This window comes from Nitratiruptor sp. YY09-18, from assembly GCF_016593235.1.
Classification (GTDB): domain Bacteria; phylum Campylobacterota; class Campylobacteria; order Campylobacterales; family Nitratiruptoraceae; genus Nitratiruptor.
This window is the reverse complement of the sequence record NZ_AP023065.1, coordinates 410,804-423,573: the sequence shown is the minus strand read 5'-3', so window position 1 is coordinate 423,573 and position 12,770 is coordinate 410,804. Positions and strand designations below refer to the sequence as shown.

The 12,770-nt window shown below is 41.4% G+C and carries 15 protein-coding genes; 2 read left to right on the top strand and 13 right to left on the bottom strand.

The window, feature by feature from the left end; translation table 11 throughout:
• On the bottom strand, window positions 1–1,014 hold the full coding sequence (locus JG734_RS02455) for an aminopeptidase P family protein (protein ID WP_201333450.1): 1,014 nt from the start codon (window positions 1,012–1,014) through the stop codon (window positions 1–3).
• A 1-nt stretch (window position 1,015) separates the two neighbouring features.
• Complete coding sequence (aroQ, locus tag JG734_RS02450; RefSeq protein ID WP_201333449.1) at window positions 1,016–1,495, bottom strand: type II 3-dehydroquinate dehydratase; 480 nt, start codon at window positions 1,493–1,495, stop codon at window positions 1,016–1,018.
• A 67-nt stretch (window positions 1,496–1,562) separates the two neighbouring features.
• Here aroQ and JG734_RS02445 point away from each other — a divergent pair, with 67 nt between their 5' ends.
• Both JG734_RS02445 and sppA read left to right on the top strand, forming a co-directional pair.
• The gene (locus tag JG734_RS02445) at window positions 1,563–2,777 is read left to right on the top strand and encodes a metal-dependent hydrolase (protein WP_201333448.1); all 1,215 of its coding nucleotides are present in this window, start codon (window positions 1,563–1,565) and stop codon (window positions 2,775–2,777) included.
• Window positions 2,767–3,666 carry a signal peptide peptidase SppA gene (gene sppA, locus JG734_RS02440; protein ID WP_201333447.1) on the top strand — a complete coding sequence of 300 codons (900 nt, stop codon included), beginning with the start codon at window positions 2,767–2,769 and terminating at the stop codon, window positions 3,664–3,666. Before JG734_RS02445 ends, sppA begins: the two co-directional genes overlap by 11 nt.
• Here sppA and JG734_RS02435 read toward each other — a convergent pair.
• The 11 genes from JG734_RS02435 to lpxC are packed head-to-tail and all read right to left on the bottom strand — an operon-like array spanning window position 3,646 to window position 12,770.
• Window positions 3,646–4,014: a gamma-glutamylcyclotransferase gene (locus tag JG734_RS02435; protein WP_201333446.1), complete on the bottom strand. Its 369-nt coding sequence runs from the start codon at window positions 4,012–4,014 to the stop codon at window positions 3,646–3,648. The two genes, sppA and JG734_RS02435, sit on opposite strands and share 21 nt — an antisense overlap.
• Complete coding sequence (gene xseA, locus JG734_RS02430; RefSeq protein WP_201333445.1) at window positions 4,004–5,248, bottom strand: exodeoxyribonuclease VII large subunit; 1,245 nt, start codon at window positions 5,246–5,248, stop codon at window positions 4,004–4,006. The genes JG734_RS02435 and xseA overlap by 11 nt, the downstream gene beginning before the upstream one ends.
• On the bottom strand, window positions 5,245–5,958 hold the full coding sequence (ubiE, locus tag JG734_RS02425; protein ID WP_201333444.1) for a bifunctional demethylmenaquinone methyltransferase/2-methoxy-6-polyprenyl-1,4-benzoquinol methylase UbiE: 714 nt from the start codon (window positions 5,956–5,958) through the stop codon (window positions 5,245–5,247). The genes xseA and ubiE overlap by 4 nt, the downstream gene beginning before the upstream one ends.
• The gene (gene ribD / locus JG734_RS02420) at window positions 5,951–6,952 is read right to left on the bottom strand and encodes a bifunctional diaminohydroxyphosphoribosylaminopyrimidine deaminase/5-amino-6-(5-phosphoribosylamino)uracil reductase RibD (RefSeq protein WP_201333443.1); all 1,002 of its coding nucleotides are present in this window, start codon (window positions 6,950–6,952) and stop codon (window positions 5,951–5,953) included. Before ribD ends, ubiE begins: the two co-directional genes overlap by 8 nt.
• Window positions 6,946–7,374: a ribosome maturation factor RimP gene (rimP, locus tag JG734_RS02415; RefSeq protein ID WP_201333442.1), complete on the bottom strand. Its 429-nt coding sequence runs from the start codon at window positions 7,372–7,374 to the stop codon at window positions 6,946–6,948. The genes ribD and rimP overlap by 7 nt, the downstream gene beginning before the upstream one ends.
• Window positions 7,371–7,724, bottom strand: a complete 354-nt coding sequence (rbfA, locus tag JG734_RS02410) for a 30S ribosome-binding factor RbfA (RefSeq protein WP_201333441.1) — start codon at window positions 7,722–7,724, stop codon at window positions 7,371–7,373. Before rbfA ends, rimP begins: the two co-directional genes overlap by 4 nt.
• Window positions 7,725–7,733: 9 nt before the next feature.
• The gene (gene infB, locus JG734_RS02405) at window positions 7,734–10,265 is read right to left on the bottom strand and encodes a translation initiation factor IF-2 (protein WP_201333903.1); all 2,532 of its coding nucleotides are present in this window, start codon (window positions 10,263–10,265) and stop codon (window positions 7,734–7,736) included.
• Window positions 10,258–10,476, bottom strand: coding sequence for a DUF448 domain-containing protein (locus JG734_RS02400; RefSeq protein WP_236587011.1), 219 nt, complete (start codon window positions 10,474–10,476; stop codon window positions 10,258–10,260). Before JG734_RS02400 ends, infB begins: the two co-directional genes overlap by 8 nt.
• A 54-nt stretch (window positions 10,477–10,530) precedes the next feature.
• A complete protein-coding gene (gene thrB / locus JG734_RS02395; protein WP_201333439.1) occupies window positions 10,531–11,418 on the bottom strand; it encodes a homoserine kinase in 888 nt (295 codons plus the stop codon).
• Between the two features lies 1 nt (window position 11,419).
• A complete protein-coding gene (locus JG734_RS02390; protein ID WP_236587010.1) occupies window positions 11,420–11,899 on the bottom strand; it encodes a hypothetical protein in 480 nt (159 codons plus the stop codon).
• Window positions 11,877–12,770, bottom strand: a complete 894-nt coding sequence (lpxC, locus tag JG734_RS02385; protein ID WP_201333437.1) for a UDP-3-O-acyl-N-acetylglucosamine deacetylase — start codon at window positions 12,768–12,770, stop codon at window positions 11,877–11,879. Before lpxC ends, JG734_RS02390 begins: the two co-directional genes overlap by 23 nt.

Genomic DNA, 12,770 nt, shown 5'->3' with positions numbered 1-12,770 from the left:
TCATAGCACCTCGGCCTTTGAGTTGCGCAATACTACCATATCCTCGATGCGAATTCCAAACTCACCTGGGATATAGATACCAGGCTCAATAGTAAAGACCATGCCATCTTCGAGAATCTGGTCATTTTTGCTATTGATAAATGGCATCTCATGAATATCAAGACCTACACCATGCCCCAAAGAGTGGACAAAGTACCCACTAAATGCAGATTTATCAATAATATCTCTAGCAATCTTATCAAGCTCTTTTGCCTTCATACCGCTACGTGCAGCTTTGATCGCTGCTTCTTGTGCCTTCTTGACAATATCATAAGCTTTTTGGATTTTACTATCTGGAAACTTTTGCTCTTTGTCAAAATTGATGCTTTGGCCATAGTAGCTTGTGCGGGTTCTATCAGAGCAGTAACGCTCATACTTGATCCCAGCATCAAAGAGCACCAAATCTCCACGCTGCAGTCTTTTTTCAGTCGGCATTGCGTGCGGTTTGGCAGCATTTTCATTGATCGCAAATATTGGATCAAAACTGAGCATATACTCACCAAAGTTACGCAAGATCGCTTCAGCTTCAAAGTGGATTCTCTTCTCGCTTAAACCCTCTGCACTTTCCAAAAACTTTGCAAAACGATTGAAAGCCTCGGCATTGCGTCGCACCGACTCTTTGATCTTTGCAATCTCCTCTTCAGTTTTAATGATGCGCTTTTGCCAAGAGAAAGCTTTTTTGGGAGTGAAGGTGATTGAGAGTTTCTGCAATACCTGCAGCTGCGCAGCGCTTAAGTCATTTGGGTCATAAAAGATCTTTTTGATTTTTGTTTTGCGCAAAATCTTTCGCGCAGCAGCGAAGAGGTCACGCGCCTCAACTACTTGCGCATTTGTAATAGCCTCTTTTGCTTCTGTGGTATACCTGGCATCTGTTATAAAAAACTTCTCACTCCCCAAAACGAGAAGTAGCTCGTTATCGCAGCTAAATCCTACTTCATAGTAGACTGCATTTTCGTCTTGGAGAATATAGTTCATTTTATTGCTGTTGCTGTTGCTGCTGTTGCGCTTGTTTGAGAGCTTGAATCTCTTGGAAAATCTGATTCATCGCAACCATCGCCAAGTGATAGCTAAATGGGCCAAAACCTGTAATCACACCTGCACATACTGGCGCAATCATGCTCTTTTGGCGAAACTCTTCACGTCTATACACATTTGAGATGTGCACCTCAATAGTTGGAAGCTGCACTGCAGCAATAGCATCTCTAATTGCAATTGAAGTGTGTGTATATGCTCCAGCATTGATAATAATACCATCAGCATCACCAAGACACTCCTGGATCTTATCCACAAGTTCACCCTCAAGATTACTTTGGAAAAATTCAATTTCAAGGCCATTTGCATCTGCAAATGCTTTCATCTGCTTATGGATATCTTCTAGCTTCATAGGACCATAGATTTGCTGTTCACGAACACCTAGCATATTGAGATTTGGACCTTGAATGACCATTATTTTCATTGACAATTCCTTACTGTGGTTTTATTTAAGGTATGATTATAGCAACTTTTTGCTAAAGGAGAATTGATTGCAAATCATCAATCCACGCTTTGTTGTAACACCCCATGAGGTACTTTCACACACGGCAGTAGCCTTTGAAGAGAAGATAGTAGCAATTGATACGCTTGCAAATCTTACCAAAAGCTATCCTAATGCCAAGGTGATCGAAGCAAAAGAGCAAGCACTTTTGCCAACATTTGCCAACCCCCATGTCCATCTTGAGTTTAGTGCCAACCAAGCGACTCTGAGTTATGGAGAGTTTTTGCCATGGCTCTACAGTGTCATTGAGCATCGCGAAGAGCTCCTTCCGCGCTGTGATAAGCAGTGTCTCCAAAATGCCATCAATGCACTCATTACCTCAGGCACTACCACTATTGGGCAGATTAGTAGCTATGGTGAGGAGATGGAGATATGTGCAGCATCAAAACTCAATATCTACTACTTTAACGAAATAATAGGCTCCAATCCTGCAGCTGCAGATGTGATGTATGCATCTTTTCTTGATAGATTTTTCCAAAGCAAAAAACTAGAGAGTGAAAGTTTCAAGGCAGGAGTGGCTATCCATTCACCCTATTCTGTGCACTATATCTTGGCAAAAAAAGCTCTTGAGATTGCCAAAAAGCATGAGAGCATAGTAAGTGTCCACTATATGGAAAGCAAAGCTGAGAGAGAGTGGATAGATAATGCAAATGGTCCATTTAAAGAGTTTTTTGCCAAGCTTCTCAATCAATCACGTCCAGTCAATGAGAGTGAGAGATTTTTGCAACTATTCCAAGAGACAAAAAATCTCTTTGTCCATATGGTCTGGGCTAACGAAAAAGAGATTGAGCTTTTACACAATAGTGATACGACAATTATACACTGTCCAATATCCAATCGCCTGCTTGGCAATGGTGTGCTTGATCTAGAAAAGATCAAGCCTTTGCCCTATACTCTTGCAACTGATGGACTCAGCTCTAACTACTCTCTCAATATGTTTGAAGAGATGCGCGCAGCTCTTTTTGTCCATGCGCACTATCACGCAAAAGAGTTTGCAAAAGAGCTTATCACCAAAGCAACAGCTTTCTCTCATGAAGTTTTGGGCTTTAGAGGAGGAGTGATTGCTAAAGGGGCTCCAGCAACAATGCAGCTGGTGTCTGTCCCAAAAGATTTAGTAAGAGAGGATGAACTCTTTTTGCATATAATACTCCATACACAATTGCCTCAAAAAGTTTACATAAAAGGAGAGCTCTATGGAAAATGATCAGCAAAACAAAAGGGGAGGCATTACAGAGTTTTTTCGCACTCTCTTTTTGCCTCTAACCGCAACGCTTGATTTTTTACAAAAATATTTCAAAGCGATTATTCTTTTGCTTATTATCCTAGCCATTATTGGAGCCTCGCAAAAAGAGAGCCTCCAAAAACCAAATCTCATGCGCATAACACTGTACGGAACAATAATAGATAGCAAGCCAGTACTTGATGAGATAAAACTAGCACAAAAGCCCTCTATCAAAGGGGTTCTTTTCGTTGTAGACTCTCCTGGTGGCGCTGTAGCACCTTCGATTGAGATCAGTGAAGCAATCAAGCGCTTAGCTCAAAAAAAGCCAGTCGTTGCCTATGCAGCTGGAACTATGGCAAGTGGCAGCTACTATGCAAGTATTTGGAGCAAAAAAATCGTAGCAAACCCAGGAGCTATCATTGGCTCAATTGGTGTGATTTTTGAATCGCCGCAAATTAAAGGACTGCTTGATAAAATCGGTATCAAGCCCCAAGTAGTCAAAGCCGGAAAATATAAAGAGGTGGGAACTCCATTTAGAGAGTGGAAAGAGTACGAAAAGCAAGAGATCGAAAAGATAATCTTTGATACCTACAATATGTTTACTTCTGACGTAGCAAAGGCAAGAGGTCTTGACCTCAATAGAAGTGATGATTGGGCGCAAGCGCATATCTTTACTGCTAGACAAGCTAAAAAGGTGGGACTTGTGGATGAGGTTGGCACAATTGAAGAAGCCAAAAAACTCACAGCAAAACTCGCAAAAGTCAAAAATCCTCGCTGGTACAAAAAAGATAAAATCGATCAAATTATAGAAAAGCTTGCGAATGAGACAAGCTCGAAGCTTTCAATGCTTTTAGCCCCGAAACTCCTCTAAATACTCCCACTGTGTAAAAACAATATCTTCATTATAAAAATAGCACCAGGCTCTATGGAGCCTGCCTTGTGTATCAACAATATCTATGATTTTACGGTTGTAGTAATAGGGATACTCTTCCAAAAGATCGATCTGCTGCAAAATTCTTGGTGTTATCTTATAGAGCTCACCTTTGACTTTTTTGCCATATCCTGGAGCATCTATCAAGTAAGGATACCAGATACGAGGAGCAATGAGAGGATAAGCTTTGGTTGTTGTAGCCTCACCAAAAAATTTGGCGCCTTGTAGATAGTGGTGATTGCACAGACCTCTCTTGAGAGTTCCATAGACAAAGAGTTTAGAGCACATCTTTTTGCAAAATTTTTGCTAGCGCTTTGTAGTGAAGATCCTGCAGCTCCACTTCATCACCACTTGCTACCTCTTCCAAAGTTACAGGCTTGCCATTTTTAACAATTTGCGCACTCTTTGGAGGCAGCTCTTTTGCCTTCATAGCCATCTCCAACTTTTGTCCTAACGTTGCAAGGGTACTGGTATATGCGTGGAGTTGTGCATCAATTGCCCTCTCAAAAGATAATCGCAGCTGCGGTAGTAAAGACTCCTTTTGCTGCAAATGTACAAAAAGCGCTTGAGTGAGATTCTTTTGTAAAGCTTCAATATCGTTTTGCAAAAATTGGAGTCTCTTTTGCGGTGAGAGCTGCTCGAATGAACGCGCAAGGTGTACTAGTTCTTGCTCTTTTGCGCTGAGAATTACTTGCATGCGATGCTCAAGACTCTCTAAAAGATTGTCAATTGCCAAAAGCATCTCCTGGCGATCTGGGAGTATCATCTCCATAGCAGCACTTGGAGTTGGAGCGCGAAGATCTGCTACAAAATCGCTGATAACATAATCAATCTCATGCCCAACTGCAGAGACTATCGGTGTTTTGGCTGCATAGATTGCATCGGCAACAATCTCTTCATTGAAACACCAAAGATCCTCCAAACTCCCTCCACCTCTCCCAACTACAATCACATCGACTCCCAGACTATCTGCTACCTTGATAGCCTGGGCGATACTTGGGGCTGCATCTTTGCCCTGCACCAAAGTATCAACAATCTTAACTTCCAAAAGTGGCCAGCGTTTATTAATGATGCGCAGCATATCTTGCAGTGCTGCTCCCGTTTGGGATGTGACAAGCGCTACTGAGCGGATAAATGGAGGAATCGGCTTTTTATTTTCAAAATACCCCTTTGCCGCGAGCTTTTTTTTGAGCTGCTCAAATGCAAGCTGCAAAGCTCCCTCTCCTGCAGGATGGAGCTCAAGTGCATAGAGCTGATACTCGCCTCTTGGCTTATAGACTCCAATCTTGCCAGCAACAATGAGCTTTTGTCCATCTTCTACGCGAAACGGTACCTTTGCTAGGGAGCTGCGAAACATGACACACCGAATAACGCTCTCTTTGTCTTTGAGACTAAAGTAGAGATGGCCACTCGTATGATATGTAGGACGACTTACCTCCCCTTCTACATAAACGATCTGGAAATGGGACTCCAAAAGATTTTTGATCTGCTCATTGAGCGCTGAGACTGTGATGATGTTCATGAGCGTTTTTTGGCAATAAAGAGTGTAGATATTCCAAAAGAGAAAGCTTTTGTATACTCCATAGCAAAACCAGCCTCTTGGAGTTCTCGAATAAGCTGCTCTGTAGTTAAAAAGTTATCGATTGAGTTTGGCAGATACTCATAAGCAGCCCTATTTCCAGAGACAAATCCTCCAACAGCAGGAAGCACCTTTTTCATATAAAACTCTACCACGTTATCCATGAAAGTCTGTTTTTCTCTTTTTGTAAACTCTAAGATAACTAATATGCCGCCAGGTTTGAGTATGCGGGCAAACTCATCAAGTGCCTTTTGGCGTTCTACGACATTGCGAATACCATAAGTGATACTGACAAAATCGCTCACCTCATCTTCTAGGGGAAGATTTTGTGCAAAAGCTTGCAGATAGGAAAAGTGGGGAAACTTCTCTTTGGCAACTTCTAGCATTCCTTGTGATGGATCGATGCCAAGATAGGTATTGACTTTTATGCCTCTTTTTTGAGCAATCTTCTCCCAAAACCCGAGCATATCTCCGGTGCCACAGGCAACATCTGTAATTTGAGTCACTTCATCTTTGTCATAGAAGCCAAAAGCAAGATCACACGCTCTTTTACGCCAGGCAATATCGCTTCCAAAGCTAAGCACCCTATTTGCGACGTCATAGCTTTTGGCTATATCATCAAACATATGTACAATTTTCTTTTGCTTATCCATTCCTACTCCAGATCATCAAGTCTCCATCGATAGTGCGCTGATGGAGGAAGGTGAGTTTTTTGTTGATTTTATAACTAGAAAGATCGCTGAGCCTTGGAGCAACAAAAAAAAGATACCAATCAGCAAGTCTCCTTGTGGCTTTGAGCATACCCTCCCCGCCCTCAATCATAATAAATTTATAATCATTCACTCTCTCTAAGTCCGATTCTATATAGACTTTGCGCTCTGGTACGTCAAAGAGAGGAATCTTTTTATTAAATTTTTGCTTTTTTGAATAGATTAATATATCTGGGGCTTTTCCTCCTACGAGTCTACTATCAAGTATTGGCTTATCTATGCGCACAGTGTTGCCACCAATAACAAGCAGATCGATTTTATCACGCAAAGCATGCACATATTCACGCGCTTTGATATTGGAAATGAGGCCATCAGTGATATTTCCATTGAAAGTCTGTGCAAGTTTGAAAAAGATAAAGCGCTTCTTGCTCCATAAGATAAATGGCTCTAGAAGATCTCTCCCCTCTTTTTCTTTGATACCTACAACTACCTCTACACCTTTACTTTTTAAATATGCAGCACCACCTGTTGCTTTAGGATTGGGATCCATGACTGAGATGACTACTCTTTTAAAGCCTAGATCTTTTATCAAAAATGTGCAAGGTGGAGTTTTACCATAGTGATAGCAGGGCTCAAGTGTCACATAGAGTTCTGCATCGCAAAAGAGTGAGCCTGCATGCTTTTGCAAATAGTTATGCAGATGCAAAGAGCCTTCGATTGAGAAGATATTTTCATCTTGGGTGAGGGCATAGTATGCATCTCTTGCAGCTAATACTTCAGCATGGGGACTTCCAGCTTTTTGGTGGGCTGCAATGCTTAAAATCTTTCCATTTTTGACTACTGCAGCACCGACTGCAGGATTTGGATATGTAAGTCCTTGATATTTCCAAGCCTCATGGAGACAAAGCTCCATAACAAGTGAATCAAATGCTACCATTCAAAATATGTCTTAGCACTTTGGATATCATCAAAATCTACGCTCACAAGGCCATCTGCTGTCTTGATAAAAATTGTATTTCCTTCAACTTTTTCAAGAACTCCATCAATAACATCACCTTCGATCGTTGTGATGCGTACCTTCTCACCTATGGAGTTTTCAAAATGTGCAAGCTTTTTGAGCTTTCTCTCAATTCCTGGAGAGCTCACTTCAAGGTTATAATCACCACTTACTGGCGGATTGACATCGAGCAAAGGAGAGATGAGATTAGAAACTTTAGCGCACTTATCAAGATCTACACCATCTCTATCAGTTATTGTGACGCGATAGATCGTCTTGCCATGCTCACTTACTGTCTCGATATCATAGAGTTTGGCTCCACACGACTCTACTATTTTTTTGATATCTTGTTCTAGACTCACTTCTCATCCTTTATCTTATTAAAAAGCTCTTCTATTTTTTTCTGTTGATCTAGAAGCTCATCAAATTTGAAATGAAATTTTGGGCACTTATACCAACCACTCGCTTCCAGGCAAAATGTTTGCAAAAGAGGAGCTGCACGTTTGAGTGCTTTGAGGATCTCTTGCTGCTCTTGGGGAGTATAGAAACTCTTATCTATAAATACGTCTGCATCATATCCACCCCGTTTCACATCCACATCAGTTATCGTGATACCATGCAGTCTCTCATCATCAAGCTGCCCAAGAGCCTCACTGATAAGTTCTCTAAGAAGCGAAGCCTGGCGTTTTCTTTTGATCTCACTTGGTTTCATAGAGCATCCTTACAGCGTAGCTGCCTCTTCAATCTCTTTGTAAGCCTCTATTACATCTCCCACTTTGATATCGTTGAAGTTTTCTATCATGAGACCACACTCATACCCTTTGCTCACCTCTCTCACATCCTCTTTGAAACGCTTGAGTGAGCTAATAGTACTATCATAGATCACTACTCCATCACGAATAACGCGAGCTTTTGCATTGCGCTCGATCACACCATCAGTAACAATACATCCAGCAACTGTACCAATTTTTGGTACATTGAAGGTCTCACGCACTTCTGCTTGACCGATTGTCTCTTCTTTGATGATAGGACTAAGCATTCCGCTAAGGAGCGCTTTGACATCATCAATCAAGTCATAGATGATGGAGTAGGTCTTGATATTGACACCCAGCTGCTTTGCTTTTTCTTTTACGCTTCCAGTTGGACGCACGTTAAAGCCCAAAATCACGGCGTTATCACTCGCATCTGCAAGTGTGACATCACTCTCACTGATTGCTCCAACTCCAGCATGGATGATATCGACCTTGACCTCTTCATTTTTGAGTTTTTCAAGGCTTCCCTTGATTGCTTCAAGGCTTCCTTGTGTATCGGCTTTGATAATGACTGGGAGTTTTTTGAGTTGCCCCTCTTTGACAAGCTGGCTGAGCTCTTCCAACGTAACTTTCGTCGATTTGCTGAGCTCTTTTTGTCGCTCATATTCTGCTCGCCTCTCAGCATATTTTCTCGCTGTCTCTGCATCTTGCACAGCGATCATGATTTCGCCGGCTGGTGGAACTTTATCAAGTCCTACAACTACACCAGGCTCACTCGGTTTGCGCTCTTTAATCATCTTACCAAGATCATCGATAATTGCTCTAACACGTCCATACGCAACACCGCAGACCACATGATCACCCACTTTGAGTGTACCATTGCGCACAATCACTGTCGCTACAGGTCCACGCCCTTTTTCAAGCGAGCTCTCTATAACGACTGCTTTAGCTTCACGTTTTGGATTTGCTTTGAGCTCCATAAGTTCAGCCTGAAGCAATATGGTATCAAGAAGATCATCAACCCCCTCTCCCGTCTTGGCACTCACATTAACAAACTCATACTCACCACCCCACTCGCTTGGCGTGATGCCAAGCTCTGCCATTTGTGATTTGACAAGATCTGGATTCGCATCAGGTTTGTCTATTTTATTGACTGCAACGATGATAGGTACATCTGCTGTTTTTGCGTGGTTGACTGCTTCGACAGTTTGTGGTTTGACTCCATCATCTGCAGCCACAACAACAATCGCTATATCAGTAACTTGTGCACCACGTGCACGCATTTCTGTAAAAGCTTCGTGACCAGGAGTATCGATGAATGTGATCTTTTTACCATTATTATCTACCATATACGCACCGATGTGCTGCGTAATACCGCCAGCCTCTTTTTCTGCTACGCGAGAGTTGCGTATATGATCAAGGAGTGATGTTTTTCCGTGGTCAACATGCCCCATGATGGTAATAACAGGTGGGCGCTCTTCGAGGTAGTCATCCTCTACTGCATCATACGCACTTACATAATCAAGCTCTTCAAGTACATCTTTGACTTTTACTTCAAGGCCAAACTCTTCAGCTAGGATTTCGATTGTCTCTTTATCCAAAAAGTCATTTTTTGTAGCCATCATGCCAAGGTTAAAGAGCACCTTGATTACTTCTGCTACGCTTTTGCCAGCTTTTTCAGCAAATTCATAGACTCTTACCTCTTCAGGAATCTCAACAACTTTTACCTCTTCACTCGCTTTGCTCTCTTTTTTACGCTTTTTCTTCTTCTTGCTTCTACTTATACCAGTTTGCTCAATATTGAAGCTCTTTCTTGCTACTTTTACCTGTTTTTGCTGCTTTTGCGGTTGCGGCTTTTTCTCTTCCTCTTCAACCTTTTGCAACTCTTCACTAAAATCTGGTAAAACTACTACATCCTCTTCTATCTCCAAGCTCACATCACTGAGGTTTCTATCTTCTAAAATCTCGATCTTTTTACCCTCTTGCTTCTTAGCTGGAGCAGGAGCTTTTTTGTTTTTCTTCACTTTTCTCTTAAGCTCCAAACCGCCCTCTTGCTGGCTCTCTTGCGATTGTTCTTTTGGAGCTTGAGGCTCTTGAGTTGGCTCTGGTTTTGGCTTTTTCTTCTTGACTATCACAAGACCGCGACGCTTCTTCAATGAAGCTGGGGCCAAAGACTCTTTTATCTCTTTTGCTTCTTTTTCCTTTTGCTCACTTTTGTGTTCTTGTGGTGCTTCTTTGGCTACTTCTTGAGGCTTCTCTTCCATCTTTTCTTCTGGCTGCTCTTCTGGTTGAGTCTTTTTGACCTCATTTTTTGCTGGCTGTTCTTGCGCTTGTACTGAAGCTCCACTCATAATATACTCAGCCAATTTCTCAGCCTCTTCAAAACTAACACCACTAGAAGGAGCTTTGACTTTGAGCCCTAACTCTTTGGCCTTTTCTAAAACATCTTTACTTTTGAGCCCTAGCTCACTTGCTATTTCATGGATGCGCACTTTATCCATTCTCAACTATCTCCTTTAACATTTTCAAAGCCGTAGTGGGATCTACTTTACAGATGCGAGCGAGGCTTTTTGGAAGTTTTGTATCATCTATGCACGATTTACACAGATAAAAGCTTCTACCAAAACCGCTAAATGCATAGATTCGCTTCTCTTTGCACTGCAGCCTGTAGAGCTCGTTTTGATAAAATCTATTCTTACAATGTATACACATTCTCACTGGCTTTGACATTGGGTCTAATTATAGCAAAAAAAGCAAGAAAATAGATTAATCTTGAATATCTATACCATTATTGTCAAAATCCAAAATTTTTATACTAAATTTTGGAAATTTTACTTGCAAGATTTTAGCAAGACGATTGGCATCCTCTGCATATGTCATATTGAAAAAAGTTGACCCGCTCCCAGAGAGTGTACTCATCAATGCACCATTTTGTAAAGCAGTCTTTTGTACTTCAAAGAGCTCAGGCATGGCACGCATTCGCATATCTTGGTGGATGCGATCTTTTGCTGCTACGCGCAGCACATCCCACTGCTCACTAAATATTGCTGCAGTGAGGAGTGAACTATGTGAAATATTAAAGACTGCATCTGGTATGGAGAGCTTTCTTGGGAGCTTTGTGCGTGAGTGAGAAGTTGATATTGGCTTGTTTGGTATAACAACAACTGCTTTAAGAGTCGCTGGAATCTCTTTTTTGAGTGAAATTACCTTCTTATTTTCTATAACTGCAACATTGAAACCACCAAAGACTGCCGGTGTAATATTATCTGGATGGTGCTCATATGTGAGGGCTAGATTGAGAAGCTTCTCTTTGCTTATCACTACACCAGCCATTGCATATGCAGCTGCAATTGCACTGACAATTACCGCCGAGCTGCTTCCAAGTCCTCGTGAAAGAGGTATTTCATTGTAGAATGTGAAGCGAAACTTCTCACGCTTTTTAATATCTACAAGCTTTCTATAGTTTTCATTAAAAATAGAGACGAAGAGGTTATTACCTTTGAGCCTAGCATTATTAGCTCCTTCACCTTTAATTGAGATACTAAAAAATTTGCTTCGTTTAATATGGACTTTGTTATAGAGGGCCAAGGCGACACCAAGTGTATCAAAACCTGGACCCATATTTGCACTTGTAGCTGGAACCCTAATCTCCAAATCACACCTTTAAAGCTGGTAAAACATAGAGGGGTTCAATTTCATGCTTAGAGCACTCTAAATCTGATAAATTTTTTGGAAGCTCAAAACTACCCTCTTGTGCTTTATCCATTTTTTTGGTGACAATTTTACCATTTTCTTTGACAAAATAGAGATTTCCTACGGCTTTGATAGGTCTGTTGTTATTAAATGCGAAAGCATTACACCCATAAAGTTCGACTCCTGTCGTAATCTGGAGAGTCTTTAAAAAGATGTAGACAAGTTTGATAGCCATGAAGCTACCTGGACCTCGAGGAAAAAAGATACGCTTTATTTTGTAATTTTGCATGATTTTTTTAAAAATTGGAGCAAGAGCTTCACTACTCTTTTGGTCTGATTCGATGACCTCTACAAGCTTGTCATTGTGGTAAACTCCTACCTGCAAAGGTGAGGAAAGTGCCACTACCGCTACATCAACTTCAGGCAGTGGCGTAGGCTGCACCAATAGCTATTCCTTGTGGAGTATTCTCTTTGGCTTCAATTATTTTATAGCTTTTACTCTCAAGAAGTGCCAGAGTGAGCTGGTGGTTGAGTTTGTGGCTTCCTGCGAATGCTTCATAGCGCCCCATGAGAGGCATACCAAGAAGTGAAAGATCCCCGATAGCATCTAAAATTTTATGACGGACGAACTCATCGCTATAGCGCAGTCCTTCACTGTTGAGCACCTTTTTGTCATCTAAAACTATCGCATTTTCCAAACTTCCACCAAGAGCTAAACCAATACTGCGCAAATACTGTACCTCGTGCAAAAATCCAAAGGTTCTTGCTTTGGCAATCTCTTTAATGTACTCTTTAGTACTAAAATCAAAAACCATATGCTCCTTGCCAATTACTGGATGTGAAAAGTCTATGGTAAAGTCCAGAGTAAAGCTTTCGCTAGGCTCTAACTTGACATATTTGTTTCCCTCCCGAATCTCTACAGGAGCTGTGATCTTCATCACTTTTTTCAAGGCTTTCTGCTCAGCAATGCCAGCTTCATCCAAAAGCATGCAGTAACTTATTGCACTGCCATCCATGATAGGCACTTCATCATTATCTAAAATAATCAACAAATTATCAATTCCATAGCTATACACCGCGCTCATAAGGTGCTCAATTGTGGAGATGAGAGCATCTTTGTTGCCAATAACGGTAGCCATTTTGGTATCTACAACATTTGCAGGGGAGAGCTTAATATATCTCTTTTTATCTTTTCTATAGAAGGTAATGCCACTGTTTTCTTGTGCAGGTTCAAGACGCATACGTACTGGCACACCCTTATGCAAGCCGATACCTACAATCTCTACAGGCTTTTTTATAGTTCGTTGCTTCAT

Bases quoted from the DNA above. Each gene is read 5' to 3' on its own strand.
- JG734_RS02455 (WP_201333450.1), bottom strand. From the start codon at position 1,014: ATGAACTATATTCTCCAAGACGAAAATGCAGTCTACTATGAAGTAGGA.
- aroQ (WP_201333449.1), bottom strand. From the start codon at position 1,495: ATGAAAATAATGGTCATTCAAGGTCCAAATCTCAATATGCTAGGTGTT.
- sppA (WP_201333447.1), top strand. From the start codon at position 2,767: ATGGAAAATGATCAGCAAAACAAAAGGGGAGGCATTACAGAGTTTTTT.
- JG734_RS02435 (WP_201333446.1), bottom strand. From the start codon at position 4,014: ATGTGCTCTAAACTCTTTGTCTATGGAACTCTCAAGAGAGGTCTGTGC.
- xseA (WP_201333445.1), bottom strand. From the start codon at position 5,248: ATGAACATCATCACAGTCTCAGCGCTCAATGAGCAGATCAAAAATCTT.
- ubiE (WP_201333444.1), bottom strand. From the start codon at position 5,958: ATGGATAAGCAAAAGAAAATTGTACATATGTTTGATGATATAGCCAAA.
- ribD (WP_201333443.1), bottom strand. From the start codon at position 6,952: ATGGTAGCATTTGATTCACTTGTTATGGAGCTTTGTCTCCATGAGGCT.
- rbfA (WP_201333441.1), bottom strand. From the start codon at position 7,724: ATGAAACCAAGTGAGATCAAAAGAAAACGCCAGGCTTCGCTTCTTAGA.
- infB (WP_201333903.1), bottom strand. From the start codon at position 10,265: ATGGATAAAGTGCGCATCCATGAAATAGCAAGTGAGCTAGGGCTCAAA.
- JG734_RS02400 (WP_236587011.1), bottom strand. From the start codon at position 10,476: ATGTGTATACATTGTAAGAATAGATTTTATCAAAACGAGCTCTACAGG.
- lpxC (WP_201333437.1), bottom strand. From the start codon at position 12,770: ATGAAGCAACGAACTATAAAAAAGCCTGTAGAGATTGTAGGTATCGGC.